The 19,745-nt window shown below is 60.2% G+C and carries 18 protein-coding genes and 1 tRNA gene; 3 read left to right on the top strand and 16 right to left on the bottom strand.

Features of this window, described 5'->3' with window-relative positions:
- Positions 1-30: 30 nt before the first annotated feature.
- The 3 genes from ACUCV0_RS02580 to ACUCV0_RS02570 all read right to left on the bottom strand — a co-directional run bounded on the left by ACUCV0_RS02580 (position 31) and on the right by ACUCV0_RS02570 (position 4,159).
- A complete protein-coding gene (locus ACUCV0_RS02580) occupies positions 31-1,143 on the bottom strand; it encodes an STY4528 family pathogenicity island replication protein (RefSeq protein ID WP_482211931.1) in 1,113 nt (370 codons plus the stop codon).
- A gap of 874 nt (positions 1,144-2,017) precedes the next feature.
- A complete protein-coding gene (locus tag ACUCV0_RS02575) occupies positions 2,018-3,751 on the bottom strand; it encodes a DNA/RNA helicase domain-containing protein (protein WP_482211930.1) in 1,734 nt (577 codons plus the stop codon).
- Between the two features lie 24 nt (positions 3,752-3,775).
- Positions 3,776-4,159 (bottom strand): nucleotide pyrophosphohydrolase, encoded by a 384-nt coding sequence (locus tag ACUCV0_RS02570; RefSeq protein WP_482211929.1) that lies wholly within the window; start codon positions 4,157-4,159, stop codon positions 3,776-3,778.
- 1,240 nt (positions 4,160-5,399) lie between these two features.
- On the opposite strand from ACUCV0_RS02570, the gene ACUCV0_RS02565 reads away from it, so the two are divergent.
- Positions 5,400-5,687, top strand: coding sequence for a hypothetical protein (locus ACUCV0_RS02565; protein ID WP_482211928.1), 288 nt, complete (start codon positions 5,400-5,402; stop codon positions 5,685-5,687).
- Between the two features lie 203 nt (positions 5,688-5,890).
- Here the strand turns inward: ACUCV0_RS02565 and ACUCV0_RS02560 are convergent, their stop codons facing one another.
- The 9 genes from ACUCV0_RS02560 to ACUCV0_RS02520 all read right to left on the bottom strand — a co-directional run bounded on the left by ACUCV0_RS02560 (position 5,891) and on the right by ACUCV0_RS02520 (position 14,271).
- On the bottom strand, positions 5,891-6,250 hold the full coding sequence (locus ACUCV0_RS02560; protein ID WP_482211927.1) for a RidA family protein: 360 nt from the start codon (positions 6,248-6,250) through the stop codon (positions 5,891-5,893).
- On the bottom strand, positions 6,211-7,398 hold the full coding sequence (locus ACUCV0_RS02555) for an NAD(P)/FAD-dependent oxidoreductase (protein ID WP_482211926.1): 1,188 nt from the start codon (positions 7,396-7,398) through the stop codon (positions 6,211-6,213). The genes ACUCV0_RS02560 and ACUCV0_RS02555 overlap by 40 nt, the downstream gene beginning before the upstream one ends.
- The gene (locus ACUCV0_RS02550; protein WP_482211925.1) at positions 7,391-8,770 is read right to left on the bottom strand and encodes an FAD/NAD(P)-dependent oxidoreductase; all 1,380 of its coding nucleotides are present in this window, start codon (positions 8,768-8,770) and stop codon (positions 7,391-7,393) included. The genes ACUCV0_RS02555 and ACUCV0_RS02550 overlap by 8 nt, the downstream gene beginning before the upstream one ends.
- On the bottom strand, positions 8,767-9,114 hold the full coding sequence (locus ACUCV0_RS02545; protein ID WP_482211924.1) for a (2Fe-2S)-binding protein: 348 nt from the start codon (positions 9,112-9,114) through the stop codon (positions 8,767-8,769). Before ACUCV0_RS02545 ends, ACUCV0_RS02550 begins: the two co-directional genes overlap by 4 nt.
- Positions 9,104-10,243, bottom strand: coding sequence for an NAD(P)/FAD-dependent oxidoreductase (locus ACUCV0_RS02540; RefSeq protein WP_482211923.1), 1,140 nt, complete (start codon positions 10,241-10,243; stop codon positions 9,104-9,106). Before ACUCV0_RS02540 ends, ACUCV0_RS02545 begins: the two co-directional genes overlap by 11 nt.
- Complete coding sequence (locus tag ACUCV0_RS02535; RefSeq protein WP_208694612.1) at positions 10,240-11,037, bottom strand: ABC transporter permease; 798 nt, start codon at positions 11,035-11,037, stop codon at positions 10,240-10,242. Before ACUCV0_RS02535 ends, ACUCV0_RS02540 begins: the two co-directional genes overlap by 4 nt.
- A gap of 5 nt (positions 11,038-11,042) precedes the next feature.
- Positions 11,043-11,915: an ABC transporter permease gene (locus ACUCV0_RS02530; RefSeq protein ID WP_482211922.1), complete on the bottom strand. Its 873-nt coding sequence runs from the start codon at positions 11,913-11,915 to the stop codon at positions 11,043-11,045.
- Complete coding sequence (locus ACUCV0_RS02525; RefSeq protein WP_482211921.1) at positions 11,902-12,975, bottom strand: ABC transporter ATP-binding protein; 1,074 nt, start codon at positions 12,973-12,975, stop codon at positions 11,902-11,904. The genes ACUCV0_RS02530 and ACUCV0_RS02525 overlap by 14 nt, the downstream gene beginning before the upstream one ends.
- Before the next feature lie 222 nt (positions 12,976-13,197).
- A complete protein-coding gene (locus ACUCV0_RS02520) occupies positions 13,198-14,271 on the bottom strand; it encodes an ABC transporter substrate-binding protein (protein WP_482211920.1) in 1,074 nt (357 codons plus the stop codon).
- A 223-nt stretch (positions 14,272-14,494) separates the two neighbouring features.
- Between ACUCV0_RS02520 and ACUCV0_RS02515 the strand changes: the two genes are divergently transcribed.
- Positions 14,495-15,388: a LysR substrate-binding domain-containing protein gene (locus tag ACUCV0_RS02515; RefSeq protein WP_482211919.1), complete on the top strand. Its 894-nt coding sequence runs from the start codon at positions 14,495-14,497 to the stop codon at positions 15,386-15,388.
- Between the two features lie 534 nt (positions 15,389-15,922).
- Entirely contained in the window at positions 15,923-16,174 is a 252-nt protein-coding gene (locus ACUCV0_RS02510) for a hypothetical protein (protein ID WP_082696299.1), read from the top strand.
- Positions 16,175-16,579: 405 nt separating this feature from the next.
- On the opposite strand, the gene ACUCV0_RS02505 is transcribed toward ACUCV0_RS02510, so the two are convergent.
- The 4 genes from ACUCV0_RS02505 to pheT all read right to left on the bottom strand — a co-directional run bounded on the left by ACUCV0_RS02505 (position 16,580) and on the right by pheT (position 19,745).
- Positions 16,580-16,656: transfer RNA gene (locus ACUCV0_RS02505), tRNA-Pro, on the bottom strand.
- 64 nt (positions 16,657-16,720) lie between these two features.
- Positions 16,721-17,080: a MerR family transcriptional regulator gene (locus ACUCV0_RS02500; RefSeq protein ID WP_007159195.1), complete on the bottom strand. Its 360-nt coding sequence runs from the start codon at positions 17,078-17,080 to the stop codon at positions 16,721-16,723.
- On the bottom strand, positions 17,061-17,363 hold the full coding sequence (gene ihfA / locus ACUCV0_RS02495) for an integration host factor subunit alpha (RefSeq protein ID WP_007159196.1): 303 nt from the start codon (positions 17,361-17,363) through the stop codon (positions 17,061-17,063). The genes ACUCV0_RS02500 and ihfA overlap by 20 nt, the downstream gene beginning before the upstream one ends.
- A gap of 3 nt (positions 17,364-17,366) precedes the next feature.
- A complete protein-coding gene (pheT, locus tag ACUCV0_RS02490) occupies positions 17,367-19,745 on the bottom strand; it encodes a phenylalanine--tRNA ligase subunit beta (protein WP_482211918.1) in 2,379 nt (792 codons plus the stop codon).

Raw genomic sequence — 19,745 nt, 5'->3', positions numbered from 1 at the left:
CCAAGCCCGCAGAGTGGCTCAATACCGCTACTAGCTTTCTTTGGCGTACTGCTCAGACCGCGCTTTGATGTCGTCGAGCACACGCGACACCCTGACAGGCATGTTGAGCATCTTGCGAAGCGTCGCAATGTGGTTTTCAGCAACCTCGGGCGTTGAGCGCTTTGCGGGGGCTACTCGATGTGCCGGGCGGGGACGATGGTCCATGCCGGGGTCTCTGTTCGTCACGGTCTGCACTGCCGGCCTGCCCCTGAGTGCATAAGGCCGGAAACCTCCCGACTGCACGCGTCTGATCAAGCCAAAGGCATAGGCCACCACGTTGCGTACCCCGCCGCTACGGTGTCTGGCGTCAAGCTCTGCCAACACCTGCTGACGCTGCTCCAAGGACAATTCATCAAGTGCCGTCAGCAGCTCCTGCAACTGCTCCTCATCAATTCCCGCGAGACAGGATGGAAGCGGAGCACTGCCCTTTGTGTTTTCCAGCTCTGAAGGATACGTACGTACTTTATACGTATTACTACTGTACGTACTGTATTGGCCAATTGGTTTGTCGTGGACTTCGTTGGTCTGTGGCAGACCGGTTTGGCCTAAGCCGGACTCCGCAGATACCGCCTCAGAAATAGAGCACATAAAGTCACCTGGGTCCGGAGCGCAATTATTATCTGCATCGTCGCTGCGCTGCCCTTGATCGAACGCCTGATTGAGATGCTGCGCAATCCGCTGGATCGGATGGCCTGTCTCGTGAAGGCACGCCTGCCATAGGCCGGCAAGCGTGTGGTCGGCATTGCATGCCTGATCAAACGCCAAGGCACGCTCATGCACCTGGTAGCGCTCGCTCATCACCTTGCCCGTCATAGGGTCACGCTGCACACCGATCAGAGTGATCCAACCCGTCAGGCGCAGTACTTTCAGAACACGTCGCGCCGTCTCATAGCCCGCCCGTTGTCCTAACGGCGTGGTAGTGAGATAGCGTCGTAGCTGGCTCAGACTCGTAAGCGAACTGACTCCATCCGGGCCGCTAAGCATGCGCAAGACGTGCCAGCCGTTGCGCTCCAAGGGCGTCAGCCGCGGATCTACCAGCAGCGCGGTTGGCGTCGTGACCCAGTCAGTCGACGCGTAGCGCTCGTGTGCGGAATAGCTTGCCATTTCCTCTCCCCTACCAAGGCCTTTCGGCTGCCAGGCGAGTCTCTTTTGTACCAACTGGTCTGTCCCGGATAAATCCGATTTGGCCTGTTACCATATTTCTGTTGCATACCGAATGGTCTGCTGCAGACCAAAAGCCGATGAGTCATAGGTGGAGAGAGCAATCCTGGAGTCACGTCTGAAATGACCGTGGGATATCTTCCGGGGCCGGAAGCGGGATACCTGTTTGGAGGGCGTGTCCAACGAGTGGTCGCGCCCCATGGGCAAGTCGCTTAGGGGTACCGATTTGCGATCATTGCTGGTAGCGCCACAGACGCTTGTAACCGGTTTCGGTTAGCATTTGAGAACGGCAGATTTGCCTGTTCATGGTCAATCGCATGGCCGGGCGTGACAACTCGATGAACAAGGGCACAGTAGACTAATCGCCCACACCCAATGCTAAGCATTTGGCTGCGTGCATTTATGGCGGGCCGTGCGGGGCAGGTTTCGGCCTGGCCGATTCCCTTGGTTCTCGGTTGTCACCTCGTACGGTCCGCCTCCATACCGCGTGACAACGGTGGTTCCGGCTCCTTAACCGAACAAAGGAGCAGCATGAATGCACCGTTTTTCTTTTAAGCCCGAGCTCCGCCTCGGCTGTATTGACTCGCCGGAGTAATTTGAACTTAGGCGGTATCGATCTGTTTTGGCTGGTAAATAATTTTAGGTCAACTTGTTTGGAATACCAGCTGGAACGCTGCGTGGCCTAGATTCCGGTGGGCGGTGCTTTTTGAGAACCGTCCCCGAAACGAATCGGGGCCGAATCTATCAAGCAAATGGTTGCACTGTTGATCGTTGCCCCTGTGTTCTCCGGTACAGGGACTCCTAGCAAACAATACCGTCAATGATTGCTGTGTTGGCTAAGCCGACTCTCGAAGTATTGCGCCGTCTCTTTGTCGGTGCAGTACAGATAGCAACCCTTCATCCCGCGTGTCATCAGTGTTCGGTACGTATTTTTGATGATCAGGTCTGTTTCACTTTTCGCGAGGATGGGTTGCTCTTTCATCATTTTTTTCCAACCGCGAATCGATTTATCATGCTTGTCGCGCTTATCCGGGGATGTCACTACCTGACCGTCACGTACGACCAGATCTGGCCCGATAATCACCCCAACAGCGGCTTCTTTTTTGCTCAACCAAGGCCAGCAATAGCCGGCGACCACACGAGCTTTGTTTCCTTGGTTTTTTTCATTGATCGCTTCATGCATCGCCTGAGGTGAGTCGAACACCTTAAATTCGTACTCTTGAGTCTCAAGCGTCGGATTTGCCGTCGAGCGAATGCCCAGCGTGTCATCCAGCCATGCCAGGTAACCGTTAGAACCACTGCAGCGAAACTGCGAAGACAACTCGTACTCTTCCACCACAGCACCCTTGGCTTTTGCAAAGGCGCGTATCGCCTGCTTACTGCCGATATCGCTCAAGGTTACACGCTGGTCTTCATCAATGAAGAAAATTGAGCATTTCGCTGACTCAATCAGCTCCTTGATCTGGTTCTCTCCAAGGTTTCCGTAAAGCCCGCTTTTCTCATTCAGCCGATGAGCTTCGTCCACGATAAGCGCATCGAATGTGTTGGCCTCAGTGTCGATGAATGCCCCAGAGCCTGAAAAGAAATTCGAGAAATGGCTGCGCTTAATGGTGCCAACCAGTTTGCTTTCGTAGACCTTACGTGGGGCTGCATTCTTAGAGACGTATTTGCTCATCAGCTTCAATTCGGTGAGCTTCACCAGCAGATTGATAGCAAGAACAGTTTTCCCGGTGCCAGGTCCACCTTCGATGATCATCACCTTGGGTGTTTGGTCCGAGGCCTCGCTTGCCGCAGCCAGCGCCGATTCAAAGATTGCTTTCTGATCGTCAATCAATACGAACTCGGGTTTGCCTTTCATCAACCCGTCCAAGGCTTCAGCTAGCGCCTTGGACGGGCGAATTTTCCCTTCGGACAACTCGTAAAGGACCTCTTTGTTGTCGCCATAAGTTATATGCTTTTTCAGAAAGCCTCGAAGTTTACTGAGCTCTTCCGGACCTTTCAGGAACAACGGAGCCTTGCTGATATGGGGCTCGTAGTGAGCTGAATCTATGATGCCGTCGCTGACATAGTTATGGAGGTAGGCGCAAGGATGGATTTCGATGCTTTTGTCATACACCGCCTCGTTAAAACCTTCCAACAGCGCCGCATATGACCATACCTGATAGGACGGGTGAATGGTCTCAACGAGGCTGCCACCCAATGCCGTTCTGACGATGGCATCCTTAGCAGTGGCGTTGGCCTTGCTCCATTGCTTCAGCTCGATCAGCACGGCTTTTTTTGCTTGGCTCTCGTCGCGACCGGTGAGTAGAAAGTCGATTCGCTTCGATGACTGTGGAATGTGCAATTCAATGGCCAGGCCTACATCGCTTGGCAGATCCTCATCTCTCAGGACCTTGGCCATGTACGTTAGGGACCCTTGCCATGACCTGATTTCCGAGGTGCCAACGTTCTTACCGGTAGCATCCTTGTAATGTCTGAGTATCACCTCCTCAATGTCATCGTTATCGTTGTCTTTAAGAAATTGCTGTTTGGTCGCAGCGTATACGATCACGGGTTGTCCTTAGGTGCGTGTTGGTCAAAGTCGGTCGTACTTTTTGCTGTTGCTTCTAGCTTTATCCACAGGGTACTTCTGGCCATTCGAGGCGAGTTTCTGCGTTACGGCCTCGTTGAGGTCAATGCCGAGTACGCTGCTCAGGCGAACCAGGTACATCAATACATCCGCCAGTTCGTCCTTCACGGCTTGGCCTATTTCGGGATCTGTTGCTGCGGAGATCGAGTCGGCGTCGCTCATCCATTGGAAAATCTCGCATAGCTCGCCTACCTCGCCAGTGAGAGCCAGGATGAGATTTTTGGGGGAGTGGAATTGCTGCCAGTCGCGATCATCTGCGAAGCGCTTGAGGGATGCGGCAAGGTTCACGACCTCAACGAGTGGTGCGAATGAGCTATCTGAGTCAGTCACAGGCCTATCCCTTGGTGGGCTAACGTCTATAGGAGGTCCAGAGCTAGATTGTAAGATCTTTCGCTGTTAGCGCAGCCTTTATGTGAATTTTTCTAGCAAGCTACAGGTCAGCCGATTGACTCATCGATCAGGACAACCGCCATGGTAGCCGAACAGGGTGAGATCTGATTTCGCTATGAATCTAGGCGTTTGAGACGATGCGGAAGCTATGCCTTGATATCGATTGAGACCGTGTAATCAGGAGGCCGAGGAGGCTTATAAAGCCGAAAGCCTTGAGATTACTTTATAGGATATTGCATATGGAAGTATTAGCAGGCATTTACAAACCTACCAGCTAAAAATATAAATTCGGTCGATATCTTTGCATTATAGAAGTGTTAACCATTACTTGACACTTGCCCCGATCGCTATTTTAAAACTCGTTCTCTCAGGATCACTATCTTTGAGCTAGACACGCTCACCAGACACAACTGACACTTTAGGGAGGCATGACACCGATTACCGGATAACTTAACTGATAGCGCTGACGAAACGAACGATGTCCTGCTTGAAACCGCTAATGCCGCCTAAATTTCGGACAAAAATTCCAGTAGCCAAGCAGATCTACGTGGTTGAGCAGACAGAAGAGGAGCATCTGGAGCTACTTGCGCAAGGACCTGGAGGCAATAAGTCGAGTTAGCTCTGCTTGGCGTCGAGCGGGTGACCTTTATGCATCCGCTTGGTAATAAGCAGGACAGATTCGAGCAGCAGTCCCTGTTTCGCCCAACGATAATGATGTACTGCCGCAATATCGTTGATCTGCTGGAAAAAACTTGATCAGGTTCGCCGGTGCCTAGGCCAAGCGCAACGCGCCAACCACGTCTTGGTAACGCTGCGTTACCCTAGGTTGCTAGGACGCGCTCCGAAGCGGTAAATTTGCATTGTCATGGTCAATCCCATGACTAGGTGTAGCAACCTGAAGCGTTCGAGGCGCGGTAGCGCCATAGTCAGGGAGTCGTACGTGCGCGTATTGGCTTCATGATTCTATGGCGGGCCGTGTAGGGCAGGCTTTTGCCTGGCCGGTTCCCTCGGACGCCGGTTTGCTACCCCTGCACGGTCCGCCTCCCTTACCGTGTAGCAACGGCGGGTGGCGGCTCCTTAATCGTCTGAGGAGCAGTTAAAATGCCTGTATCTCCTTTTAAGCCCGAGCTCCGCCTCGGCGCTATCTGCTCGCCATATACCTCTACCACGGAGGTGTGTCATGGCTGAGAAGAAGTCCTCTGTGGTCCCCTTCCCCAGCAAGCCAATCGCGCTTAACCAAATGGATCTTTCCACTCGGTCTATCGAAGCCGATGCGGATCTTCGTGCCTCGATGCTAGGTGACCTGCTAGTTCAGCTGGCAGAGCGCGACTCCGGTCCTTCTGACGAGCTGCGGCTAAAGGTTGCCTGCAACATCGCTCAGGAATTGCTAGACGAGATGGTCACGCTGTATCGCCGGGCAATCTCTAGTTCGCGGTGCGCCAACGCTCAAGCGACTACCGTCGATTAGAAGCGGTGGCTGGGATGGTCTAGCAACCATCCCAGCCTTCTAAAGCGTCACACTTCCCGCTACATACGCCTTACATCGAGCACCTGTCGCAACAGTCTCCATGGGTCTGTAGCCAAATCGGCTCTGCCTCAAAAGCAGTGCTTTACCGGCGTTTCTTGATATAGGCGCAGTGTCTCAGCTACAGGGCGCTGATGCGGCCGCCTTCACTCCGCCGCTGCGACGATGGCGATCTCGACCAGCAATTCCGGCGCCGCCAGCTTGGACTCAACTGTAGCACGTGCAGGTGCCTCCCCTTCCGGTGTCCAGGCGTCCCACACCTCGTTCATACCGGCGAAGTTGGCCTGGATGTCCGACAGCCACACCTGGGCGCTTAGAATGCGCGTCTTGTCCAGGCCGACCTTGGCCAGGTAGTCGTCGATCTTCTGCAGCACCTGCGCGGTCTGCCCCTTGATGTCCTGGGTGCGATCATTGGCCGTCTGGCCGCCGACGAAGGTGATGCCGCCCTTGTACTGGACGACCCGGCTCATACGCTGGTTGGTTTCGATACGGGTAATGGGTTGCATATAGGCTCCTTTACTGGCCTGGGGGTTGAGGAATCTCTGTGGAAGCGATCAATGGCAAAGGCTGCGAGATCAATGGGTGACGACTCGCCCAGCACCAGCTGCGCGACGCGCTGGCCGGTGCCGAGGCTCATCTGGAAACCGCTGCCGCAGTAACCGAACGAGTAGGTCAGGCCACTCGCGCGACTGCTGTTCGAGATGACGGGCAGATCGTCCTCGGTAAAGGCTTCGATACCGGACCAGGCGCGGTTGATGCCCAGATGCCTGAGGTGCGGAAAGAGGTCCGTCACAGTCTGGGCGCTGGTCACGAGACGGGTGATATCGACTTCCCCATGACGGGCGTCGAAATCCAGGTCACCGATCAATTTGCCCCCGATGACCACCGTGCCGTTGTCGAATTGCTTGAAGGACAGGGCGCGGCCGGTGGCGCCGAGCACCTGCTTGCAGAAGGGCGCTACTCGATGGGTCACCATCAGCATCAGCCCTTGCGGATAACTGGGTACGGGCTCACCCATCTCCCCTGCCAGGCGCCCTGCCCAGGCGCCGGCCGTCACCACCAGCTGGTCCGCCTCGAATCGTCCTCTGTGTGTCTCCACTTGCCAGCGCGGGCCTCGCTGGATGATGGATAGCGCAGGCGTCTGTTCATGGAGCACCACGCTCAGGCGCTCCGCTGCCTGCCGGACCGCCGTCACCACGCGATAGGGGGTGGCGTAACCATCGCCCGCCACCCAGATGCCACCCACCACATGGGGCGCGACCGTCGGCAGGAGTTCGAAGACTTCCTCTCGATCGATGAGCACCTCATGGGTGAAACCCATCGCTTCGAGTTCGGCGACGCGTGCCTGACACTGCTGGAGCTCTTCGTCATTTTCGGCCAGTTTCAGCTGACCACTCGCGACGAAACTCGCATCGGTTCCCAACAGCTCCGGCAGGTTGTGCCAGAGGGTCCGAGACGCCAGCGCCAGGGGGATTTCGGCCAGGTGCCGGCCGAGCGTCCGCACTCCCCCGGCGTTCACGCCGGAGGCATGCCGTCCGGCATAGTCGGCTTCGAGCACGATTACCCGCACGCCGCGCTGCGCGAGATGCCAGGCCGTGCTCAACCCATGCAGCCCGGCGCCAATGACGATCACGTCCGCCGTCAGGTCAGCCACTCGCCAGTTCTCCCAGGGTGATGGGTTTGATAGGGGGACGAATGCGGTAGTAACCCACTTCGTCGGGCGTGAGCCCCCGCGACTTGGCGATGATCTCGGTGACGGTCAAGCCGCACATGCGTCCCTGGCAGGGACCCATGCCGCAGCGACCGAAGGATTTCGCCTGATTGGGCCCGCTGCAGCCGAGCTCGACGAAGCGGCGGACATCGCCTGCCGTTACCTCTTCGCAGCGGCAGATGGTGACGTTGTCACGTACAGGAATGCGGTTCTCCTCGCGGGGGCGATACAGGGCATCGAGGAAGGGACGAATGAGCAGGTTGCGCTCCAGCTCGGCACGCAAGGGCGCGGCCTGGGCATCGCGCTGGGCCGGGGTGATCTGGCCCAGAGTACGCGCCAGCCCCAGCGCCGAGAGTTGCCCTTGCAGCGCGGCCGCCTGAGCCCCGCCGATACCCGCGCCGTCGCCCGCTACAGAGATGAAAGGTACGTCGAGCGCGCCCCACTGATCGGTTTCCGGCACGAAGCACAGCTGCGCATCATCCCAGCGATGCTGGGCCCGGAGCGCCTGGGTGAACTGGATATTCGGCACCACGCCCTGATGCAGCAGCACGGTGTCGGCCGACACCCGTTGTGCCTTCCCGTCGACGACGAAGCTGAGCGCCTTCGCCTGCTCTTCCCCCTCGACCTGTAGTTGCTCGGCGCCGGTGTAGTGCGGGACCTCCCCTTTGCGCAGGGCGCGCAACAGCGAGACGCCCTTGCGCAGATAGGGCCAGGCTCTGAGCGCCGCCAGCAAATGGCCACGGGCGCGCCAGTAATCCTCACGGCGGCTGGTGTCCACCAGGGCCGCAATGGGTATGCCCGCCCGCAGGTATTGCCAGCCGAGCAGGTACAGCAGCGGTCCGCACCCGGCCAGCACCACCGGTCCCTGTGGACCGATACCGGCGGTCTTGAGCAGGATCTGCGCCGCCCCGGCCGTCATTACCCCGGGCAGGGTCCAACCCGGGATGGGAAAGGGCCGTTCCATGGCACCGGTCGCAAGGAGTACGGCCTTGGCGGCGAAGGAGCGCACCCTGCCATCCTTGAGGTAATGCACTTGGCGCTCGCGGGTGATCTGCCAGACGGAAGCCCCCGTTTCGTGGCGCACGTTCGCACCCTTCATCGCGTCCGCCAGGCGGGCGCCCGCCGCATAATCCTCACCGAGCAGCTCGCGCCGCGCCGGCGTGGCGTTGCCGATGCCTCTATAGATCTGTCCGCCCACCGCGGCCTGCTCGTCCAGCAGCACGACAGAAAGGCCAAGATCAGCCAGGGTTCGCGCACCAGCCATGCCAGCAGGGCCTGCCCCGATGACGACGACGTCTATAGGTTCGAGATTCATGGCTGCACCTCCATCACCACGGGTTCGGCAGCGGTGAAGGGCAGCTCGCGGGCGCCCTGCTGCGAACGGATACGCATGCCGTCGGCTGCCTCGATCAGGCAACTCTGGCGACTCGGCACCCCATCGATCTCGACCAGGCATTCGAAGCACACACCCATCATGCAATAGGGCGCGCGTGCTTCGCCGCCGACGGGCGAGGTGCGGAACTGCCGTACGCCGGCCAGCAGCAAGGCGGCGGCAACCGTAAGACCGCTCGGCACCTGGAAGGCCTGGTCGTCGAAGCTCAGGGTGATGAGACGGCCGCCTTCGGCGTCCACGCGGCGAAACAAGGAATCAGTGGGCATGGGAAAACACCTCCCCCGTGAGAAAACGTTCGCCAGCGAACACCGCCAGCTCTTCCGGTTGATCCCCGCCCCGCACCCAAGGCGCGATCCGGGTCGCGTGCGCCGCGGCCAGGGTCACGCCGCTGTGGCAGGTGACGACGAAGGCCCCGGGATGCGACGCGGACTCTTGATAGATCGGATAACCATCCGGGCTCATGACGCGCAGGGCGCCCCAGGCGCGCACCAGGCGCACGTCAGCCAGCAGCGGGAAGGTGTTGACGCCACGCTGGGCGATCCGGGCGAGCACGTCGGTGGTGGTGAGGTCATTGAAGCCGACCTCCTCCATCGAGTCGCCGAGCTGCACGCTGCCTTCGTCGGTCTGGCGCACATTGATGGTCGGGTAATTCAGGAAGGGGCGAACCCGCTCACTGACCAATACCTGCCCACGATTTGGCGCAACCGGGGCATGCAATCCGACCTGCTCCCCCAGCAGCCGATTGCCCAGGCCCGCCGCCAGCACCAGGCGTGGCGCGGTGAAGCGTCGCTTGGAGGTGACCACGGTGAATTCGCCCGGCGCGGAATCGATCCGCTCGACCGGCATCCGCCCCAATACCGTCGCCCCGTGGTGCTGCGCTCCCGCATGCAAGGCCCGCAGGAGCTTGAGCGGATTTACGTGGCCATCCATGGGCGTGTAGCTCGCCCCGACGACCTTCGGACCGATGCCAGGCAAGCGTGCCCGCAGATCCGCCTGATCCAGCATTTCGAAGGGATAGTCGCCTAGACCGGCTTGCATACCTGCCAGTCGCGCCTGCCGCTCCGCCAGCTCCTGATCGGAAAAGCACATGTGAAAGCCGCCAGGCTGTTTCAGCCGGACATCGACGTCCGTCTCCTTCAGCAGGTCCTCGGCCAGCCCGGCCCAGGCCAGCGCCGAAGAACGCGTCCAGCGGGAATATTCGAGGCGATCGAAGCCTTTGCCCTGCACCCAGACCAGACCGAAGTTGCCCCGCGAGGCACGGAAGGCGTCGTCGCCCTGGTCGAGCACCAGCGTCTTGGTGCCGGCTTTCGCCAGGCCGTATGCGACCGCCATGCCGACCAGCCCGCCGCCAACCACGATGACCTCAGCCGAGGGGGATACGCTGCTGTCGTTCATTGCTTCTCTCCGATCAACACCCGATCAAGGCCGACGAGACGATCGAGCAGCAACATCACCGCCAGGGTGCCCAGGATCAGCACCGTGGAGGCCGCCGTGATCAGGGGATCGATGGTCTGGGAGATCTGGTTGTACATGGCGACCGGCAAGGTCGTAGTTCCAGGTGTGGCGACGAAGACCGTCATGGTCAACTCGTCGAAGCTCTGGATGAAGGCGAGCAGCCAGCCGCCGACCACGCCGGTGCGGATCCGCGGCAGGATCACCCGCCAGAAGGTCTGCAGCCGATTGGCGCCCAGGGACAGCGCGGCGTGTTCCGCATCGCGCTCCAGGCCGATGGTGGATGCCAGCGTCAGCCGCAAGGCATAGGGCAGCACGACGATGACGTGGGTGATGCTCAGCGCCCACAGCGAGCCGCCCACCTGGGCAAGGGAAAAGAAGCGCAGGAAGGCGATCCCCAGCACCACCGAGGGAATCATCAGCGGCGACATCAGGAAGCCCGTGATCGCCCCGCGTCCGGGAAAGTCGTAGCGACTGATCGCCAGCGCCGCGGGGACCGCGAGCAAGGTCGCGACCGTCGCCGACACCAGGCCCAACTTGAGCGACAGCCAGAAGGCATCGACCATTTCCTGGTTGGCCCACAGCGCCTCAAACCAGCGCAGCGACAGGCCACCGGAAGGCAATGAAATGAAGCCTTCGCCGGTAAAGGACACCGCCATCACCACCACCAGCGGCGCGACGATGAAGGCGATGAAAAGCGCATGAAAGGCAAGGGAGAAGAAACCGTTCCGGTACATGGCGATCACTCGAAGACGTGTTTGAAACGGCGCTCGGCCAACCGGCTGCAACCCACCACGATCACCAGGTTGGCGATTAGCAGCAGCACCGCGATAGCGGCGCCCAGCGGCCAGCTCAGCGAACCCAGGAATTCGTCGTAGGCCGCCGTCGCCACCACCTTGAGGCGACGTCCGCCGATGATCGCGGGGGTGGCGAAGGCCGAGGCCGCCAGGGCGAAGACGATGATCGAGCCCGAGAGGATTCCCGGCACGATCTGCGGCAGCACCACCCGCCTGAAGGTCGTCATCCGCGAAGCGCCCAGCGACAGGCCGGCCTGCTCCACCTGCAGATCGAGCTTTTGCAGGCTGGCCCAGACGGCGATCACCATGAAGGGCACCAGCACATGGGTCAGCGCCAGCACGACCCCGAACTGGGTGAACATCATGCGGATCGGAAAATCGATGACGCCCAGCGCCTGCAACGCCTGGTTGATCAGCCCGTTGTTGCCCAGCAGGATGGCCCACCCCAGGGTGCGCACCACGACCGAGATGAGCAGTGGTCCGAGCACCACCAGCAGGAACAGTGACCTCCAGGGTGCCCGCATGCGAGCGATGATGAGCGTCTCCGGTACGCCGATCAGGACCGAGCAGACGGTGACGGCGAGCGCCATCCCACCCGTACGCAAGAAGATCTCGTGGAAATAGTCGTCGCCGAACACCTCCAGGTAGTTGGCGAGCGAGTACACGGGAATCACCCCCTTGGTGTCGCTGAACAGGTTCAACGACAGCATGGCCGTGAGCACCAGCGGCGCCGCCAGCAGGGTCAGGAATACGAGAAGCGCAGGGCCGGTCAGCAGCCAGGGGGCGCTGCCAACGCGCTCGGCATCATAGGTGGCCATGGGACACCTCCCGGCCGAGCAGGCGCAGGTCGTCGTCCAGCCAGGTCAGGCCCACCTCCTCCCCTTCCAGCGGCGGCGGCGCGCCGAGGTTCGGCTGCGTCAGGTTCACCGGCCCCAGGGGGCTCTCGACACCAATCAGCCAGAGGTTGCCCAGGAACACCCGCATGCGCACCGTGCCGCGCAACCGGGCTTCGGCAGGATCGGCCAGGCGGATCTTTTCCGGCCGCAGGTATACGTTTACATCGCCGTCGAACTGATGCCCCTCATGAGGGACGTGCAGCATCAGGCCATCGACCTTGACCTCGTAGCAGCGTGGCTTGCGGTTGTGGACGGCCCCGGGGAAGGCATTGGTCTTGCCCAGGAAGCTTGAGGCGAAGGGCGACTGGGGCCGCTCGTAGGTCTCGAACGGCGAACCGATCTGCACGATGCGCCCGCCGTGCATCACCGCGATGCGATCGCTCATGGTCATCGCTTCAACCTGGTCGTGGGTGACCAGGATGGTGGTGATACCGAGGTCACGCTGGATGGCACGCAACTCGATATGCATGTCCTCGCGCAACTTGGCGTCGAGGTTCGACATCGGCTCGTCCAGCAACAACAGGTCCGGGCGGATCGCCAGGGCACGCGCGATGGCCACCCGCTGACGCTGCCCGCCGGACAGGGCCTTGGGATAGCGTTCGCCCAGGCCCTGCAGCCGAACCATATCGAGCGCCGACTTCACCCGCTCCGCCCTGTCGCTGCGCGGAACACCGCGCATCTCCAGGCCGAAGCTGACGTTCTCGGCCACGGTCATGTGGGGGAACAGCGCATAGCTCTGGAACACCATCCCCAGCCCACGCTTCTCCGGGCGAACATGGGTGATGTCACGCCCGTCCAGCACGATACGTCCGGCGGAGGGCTGCACGAAGCCGGCAACGCTCTGCAGGGTCGTGGTCTTGCCGCACCCCGAAGGGCCGAGCAGGGAAAGAAATTCGCCTTTCTCCACGGCCAGGTCGAGTCCGGCGATGGCGGTGAAGTCACCATAGGTTTTGACGAGGCCGTCGAGGATCAGGAAAGCCATGGGCATGCCTCCGGCGATCACGAAGGCGTGATCGCTGTTCGTCCAAGGGAGGTGGGAGCGACCGATTCCTAGGGAAAACCAGCCACTCGATCAGTGAGCAGGTCGAGCCGGACGATGACGTGAGGACTTGGCGCTGCAGCGAGCGGAGGAGTAGCCCGAGGGGCCAGTCCTCTCCATCCGCAATCCCGATGTCATGTCATCGCCGTCTGGCCGGTACGCCCGCTATCGCTCGATGGTCCTGTTCCAGCGCGTCGTCCACTCGGAACGCTTCTGGTTGATGGTGTCCCAATCGACCTTGAGGAGACTGTCGACCTTTTCCTGACCATAGGGCATACGGGCAGCCAGTGCTGGGGGCAGCTCCACAGTGCGGTTCACCGGCGCGAAGCCGTTACTTTCGGACTGGATCTTCTGGATTTCCGGCGACAGCACGTACTGAATGAATTGCTGGGAGAGTTCGGACTGCGCATTGGGCGTGACGGAGCAGGCGGCCACCTGGAGGGCTACGGCCCCCTCCTTCGGATAGATGAACTTGAGCGGAAAGCTGGTGTTCTGCAGCGCTACCGCCCGGCCACTGCCGTACACCGCCATGACCACATCGCCGTTCTGCATCATCCCGTCCATCTCGCCCGGCGCACTGACCCAGGCCAGCACGTTGGGCGCGATCTTCTTCTCGAACACCGCGAAGCCCGGATCGATGTCTTTCTCGCCGCCGCCATTCAGCCGCGCCATCTCGATCAGTGAATGCAGGCCGTAGGTATTGGTGATCGGCGGCATGCCCAGCAGTTGCCGATATTTCGGATCCTCAAGATCGGTCCAGGACGTCGGGGCCGCCCACCCGCGCTTCTTGAAGGCTTCTTCGTTGTAGCCGATCCCGGTGGCGACCATACCTACCGCAGTCGCCTCGGGACTCAGACGCGCCAGGGGGTACAAGTCCTGGTAGACAGGCGCGTCCGTGAGCTTTTCGCAGAACCCCAGCTGCAGCGCCTGGTACATGGGGCCGTCGTCCATCATGGCGACATTGATCTGTTGCCGCCCTTTCTGCGCCTGCAGCTTGGCCAGCGTCTCAGTCGAGTTACCCGATACATACACGACCTTGACCCCATGCGCTTTCTCGAAGGCGGGAATGACGCGGGTCTTGTACATCTGCTCGGTGGAACCGCCGACGCCGGCGACGTACAGCGTGGTTTCAGCGTGAGCGGGAAGCGTCATGCCAGCGCCCGCTGCGGCCAACAGCAGCGCGGACAAACCCTGACGCAAGGAGATGGATGAGGTACGGACGAGATACGGACTGGTCACGGGCAATGCTCCCTTTTTTGCGTTGCGGCAGATCGAGAACGTCGTGAGGACACGACCGGAAGATCTAGGCATCCGCCTCCGAGGACATCGCGGTAACCGCCATTCGGAAACGCTTTCTTTTTATGGGGCCATTTGGCTTGTGACCGAGTATTGTCAGCCTGAACCCATAGGGTCAAATACTAAGGTACGGGTTAAGTATTCATATTTGATATGGAGAGCTCTGTTGAATCTCAGACAGATCGAAGCCTTCCGCAGCGTGATGCGTCTAGGCTCCATGACCGCGGCCGCCGAAGCCCTGCACACCTCGCAGCCCAACGTCAGCCGACTGATCGCCCAGCTGGAGCTGAGTACCGGACTCAAACTGTTCGAACGCGCGGGGGTTCGGCTGATACCCACAAAGGAAGGCAGTGCTTTCTTCCAAGAAGTGGAACGGGCCTACGTAGGGCTGGACAGCCTGCGTCAGTCAGCCAAGAACATCCGCAACCTGGGTACCGGGCGACTGCGTATCGCGGCGGTACCCTCGACCGGCCTCACGCTCATCCCCCACGTCATCAAAGACTTCGTCGCGACCCGCCCAGAGCTGACTGTCTCCCTGCACATGAACGCCTCCCCCACCGTGGTGCAGTGGGTACAGTCGCAATTCTGCGATTTGGGTGTCGTGGTCCAGCCCAGCGACGCCGGCCCTCTAGAAACGCTGCTGATCACCCGGCTCCGCGCCGTCTGCGTCCTGCCGCCAGGCCATCGACTGGCTTCAAAGGAAGTCATCAGGGCGCAGGATCTCCACGGCGAGAACTTCGTCTCTCTCTGCCATGGCGATGGCACCCGCGAGCAGATGGACAAGGTCTTCGAGCAGGCCGGTGTCGAACGCAAGCTCGCCGTGGAAGGCCAATACAGCTCCATCACCTGCGAGATGGTCGCCGCCGGCATGGGCGCCGCCCTCATGAGTCCGAACGTTGCCCAGGATTTTCTGCACAAGGGCATCACCATCCACCGCTTCGAGCCTGAGCTGTTGTTTCCCGTGTACGTCGTCGCGCCTGCGGGATCGGGCCAGACGCCGCTAGCGACGGACTTCATTCAGGCGCTGAAGAAGCATTATGCAACTCACTTCCCACACTAAGAGTTCATTTCCACGCCCTTCTTCCCGCCCGAGGAAAGCTTCTCCAGCTAGCTTTTGTTGCAAGCAGGATCATCACCGAGAGCAATAGGGTTGTTTTAACGAAACTCGTCTCGATTCTTCAAGAATGGTCAGCAGGCGATGGGCTATTCATTCGGTTAACCCAATGCGAAAGACCTGCCGCATGCTTGAGTGCGACGTCCAGACTGAGGGATGACCGCTTCCACTGCCTTCCCGCTCAGCCCAGATAGCTGAGCCCTCAACGGCTAGACGCTTAGGCTGTACAGCAGCACGCTCTTATGGGGCAGAGCTCAACTACAAGGGCACAAAAATTTACGCATCAAAATCTAGTTGGTTTCGAGCGTCTGGATTTTTAGTCGAGGCGAAGAGGGATGACACTCCTGTTTCGAACATCGAAGCACTGCAACGACCTAAGCTGCGTAGCATAGATGCTCCAGAAGATGTCCGGCCTCTCCTTCGCAGGCACTGGTCAGCTCAACGATTGTCATAACCTGTGCACACATACGAGGAGACCACATGGCTATCAATGCAGAACTCAAAGCTGAAATCTTGCGCCGCCTGTATCACTCGCATCCAGCAGGCCTGGGTAGTGAAATTCTCGATAACCATCACGGTGAAGATGCCGTTATGGACGTTCTTCAGGACCTGCAAGAGCATGGGCTGATTCATAAGGGCAACGTCCACGTCGACGCTCAAGGCGATCGCTCTTTGGTGCTACCGATAAAGCTCACCTCTGCTGGAGCAGATGCCGCTAAGGACGCTGAATGACATTAGGAGGCCCAGTATTAACGCTGGGCCTTCCTATTTCTATTAGCTAGTCCAAAGCAGCGGCTGGCCCGGAAGCAGGTTGGATTACGCTTTTGGCAGTGATCGAAGGAGCGCATCTCGAACAGGGCGCTCAAGATCGAATAAGCCGCCACAGGCGATAACGAGAACAGCTGCGCAGGTAATGCCGAGCTCTACTGAGCTGGATGTCTCTATACGTCGTTACCAGTGAGCAGGCGGGGTGGAAGACTCAGTAAGGTAGGTATGCCTATAACCAGCAATACTCTTGCAGCAACCCGGTCGAAAGCTACCAGGAACCCTACCCCAGCGAATCGCCAGCTGATTTTGATTTAGCTCCAGAAACGAAAAAGGCCCAAGCCACTAAGTGCTTGAGCCTCATCGTTAATTTGGTCGGGACGGAGTGATTCGAACACTCGACCCCTTGCACCCCATGCAAGTGCGCTACCAGGCTGCGCTACGCCCCGACTATGTTCCTCTAGGGAACGGCGTGCATCTTACTGCAACGCTTTGATTAATGGAAGCTTTTTTTCACTTCTTCAGTACGACGAGGACTTCTTCGAGTTCGCTGATCATCTGGCGGATGAGCTGGTGGTACTGCGAACCCTCGTCACGGGTCTCGTCGCCCTGGGTGAGGCGCTGGCGCGCCCCCCCGATGGTGAAGCCTTCGTTGTACAGTAGGGAGCGGATCTGGCGGATCATCAGCACGTCGTGGCGCTGGTAGTAGCGCCGGTTGCCGCGGCGCTTCACCGGGTTCAGCTGGGGAAATTCCTGCTCCCAGTAGCGCAGCACGTGCGGTTTGACCAAGCAGAGGTCGCTCACCTCACCGATGGTGAAGTAGCGCTTGCCCGGTATGACCGGCAGTTCGTCGTTATGACTTGGTTCCAGCATAGGCCTCGACCCTGGCTTTCAGTTTCTGCCCGGGGCGGAAGGTCACCACACGGCGTGCCGTGATGGGTATCTCCTCCCCTGTCTTGGGATTGCGTCCGGGGCGCTGGCGCTTGTCGCGCAGGTCGAAGTTGCCGAAACCGGACAACTTGACCTGCTCGTTGCTTTCGAGCGCATGACGAATTTCTTCGAAGAACAGCTCGACCAATTCCTTGGCTTCACGTTTGTTCAGACCGAGTTCTTCAAACAGACGTTCGGCCATCTCAGCTTTCGTCAGGGCCCCCATGCGCTATTTCCTTAAGGTGGCGTTGAACCTTCTTTCCAGAGAAACGAGGATTTTCTGCGTCGTTTCGTTGACTTCTTCATCGGTTAATGTGCGCGATGGATGTTGCAAGGTCAAGCCGATGGCGACGCTTTTTCTATGTGGATCAATACCTTTGCCTTGGTAGACGTCGAACAGACGCAGCTCCTTGAGGCCTTCTCCGGCGTTTTCGCGGATGTCGGCCAGGAGGTCGCCCGCGGCTACCGTTTCGTCCACCACCAGCGCCAGGTCACGCCGCACTTCGGGGAAGCGCGACAGCTCGCCAAAGCGCGGCAGGCTGCCAGTGGTCAGTGCATCAAGCGCCAGCTCGAAGAGGAACACCGGACGATCCACGTCCAGTTCGCGCGCCACTTCCGGATGCAGGGCGCCCAGGTAGCCGACCGGCTGCCCTGCCCTTTCGATCAGCGCGGTCTGCCCCGGGTGCAACGCCGGATGCTCGCCTGCGACGAAGCGGAAGTCAGAACCCGCACCAGACTGGGCCAGCAGCGCCTCGACATCGGCCTTGACGTCGAAGAAGTCCACCGCCTCGCGACCGGACGACCAGTTCTCCGGCAAACGCGAACCGCAGACCGCACCGGCCAGGACGTTTTCCTGCACCAGGCCTTCCAGCTGACCAACGAATCTCAGACCCGACTCGAACAGCCGGACGCGGTCCTGCTGACGGTTGAGGTTGTACTGCACGGCCTTGACCAGACCCGGCCACAGCGACGAACGCATGGCGGCCATGTCGGTGGAGATGGGGTTGGCCAACATCACCGGCTGGGCCTCGGGGGCGAACAGAAGGAACGTCTTTTCGTCGATGAAGCTGTAGGTGATGGCTTCCTGGTAACCGCGAGCCACCAGCAGGCGACGCAGCTGGCTCAGCTCGCCCTTGCTCTCGGGCAGGGGCTGCGGCGCCAGGCGCGCCTGCGGGAAGCGGATCGGCAGCTGGTTGTAGCCATAGAGACGCGCCAGCTCTTCGATCAGATCCACTTCGATACTGATGTCGAAACGGTGGCTGGGCACACCTACCTGCCAGCGACCGGCTTCCAGGCGGGCCACGGCCAGACCCAGACCACTGAGCAGACGCTCGACCTGGGCGTCATCCAGGGTCAGACCCAGGACGCGCTCGATGCGCTCGGCGCGCAGCAGGATCGGCTCAACCTGCGGCAGGTGCTCGGCGCTGACCGCCTCGATCACCGGGCCCGGCTCGCCGCCGACGATGTCCAGCAGCAAGCGGGTCGCGCGCTCCATGGCCTTGCGCGCCAGCTCGAAGTCCACGCCCCGCTCGAAGCGGTGGGAGGAATCGGTGTGCAAGCCGTAGGAACGGGCCTTGCCGGCCACGGCGATGGTGTCAAAGAAGGCGCTTTCCAGGAACAGATCACGAGTACCGGCAGCAACACCGCTGTGCTCGCCCCCCATGACGCCGGCGATGGCCAGGGCGCGTTCGTGGTCGGCGATCACCAGGGTGTCGTTGCGCAGTTCGATGTCCTGGCCATCCAGCAGCACCAGGCGTTCGCCGGCATGAGCCAGGCGCACGCGGATGCCGCCCTTGATCTGGTCCAGATCGAAGGCATGCATGGGCTGACCCAGTTCGAGCATCACGTAGTTGGTGACGTCGACGGCGGCGTCGATGCTGCGCACGCCACTGCGGCGCAGACGCTCGACCATCCAGTCCGGCGTGGGACGGGACAGGTCGACGTTCTTGACCACGCGACCCAGGTAGCGCGGGCAGGCCTGGGGCGTCAGCACCTCGACCGGACGGGTCTCCTGGTGCGTAGCCGCTACGGCCTCGACTTGCAGCGGCTCGACGTGAGCGTTATAGAGAGCGCCCACTTCCCGTGCCAGACCGGCGATTGACAGGCAGTCACCGCGGTTCGGGGTCAGGTCGACGTCGATGATGGCGTCGTCCAGCTGCAGGTAGCTGCGGATATTCTCGCCCACCGGCGCGCCGGCCGGCAGCTCCAACAGCCCGCTGTTGTCGTCGCTGATCTGCAATTCGCTGGCCGAGCAGAGCATGCCGTGGGATTCCACGCCGCGCAGCTTGGCTTTCTTGATGGTGAAGTCACCGGGCAGCGTGGCGCCGACGGTGGCGAAAGGCACCTTGAGGCCTGCGCGCACATTGGGCGCACCACAGACCACCTGGAAGGATTCCTGACCGTTGCTGACCTGGCAGACGTTGAGCTTGTCGGCATCGGGATGGCGCTCGACGGAAACCACCTCGCCGACGATGACGCCCTGGAAGCGACCGGCCGCCGCTTCGACGCCGTCCACTTCCAGGCCGGCCATGGACAGCCGGGCAACCAGATCCTCGTGCGTAGCCGCAGGGTTCACCCAGCTACGCAGCCATTGTTCACTGAATTTCAT

This window comes from Pseudomonas sp. VMV1, assembly GCF_056790235.1.
The sequence above is the reverse complement of the archived record's forward strand: the minus strand, read 5'-3'. Positions and strand labels throughout refer to the sequence as shown.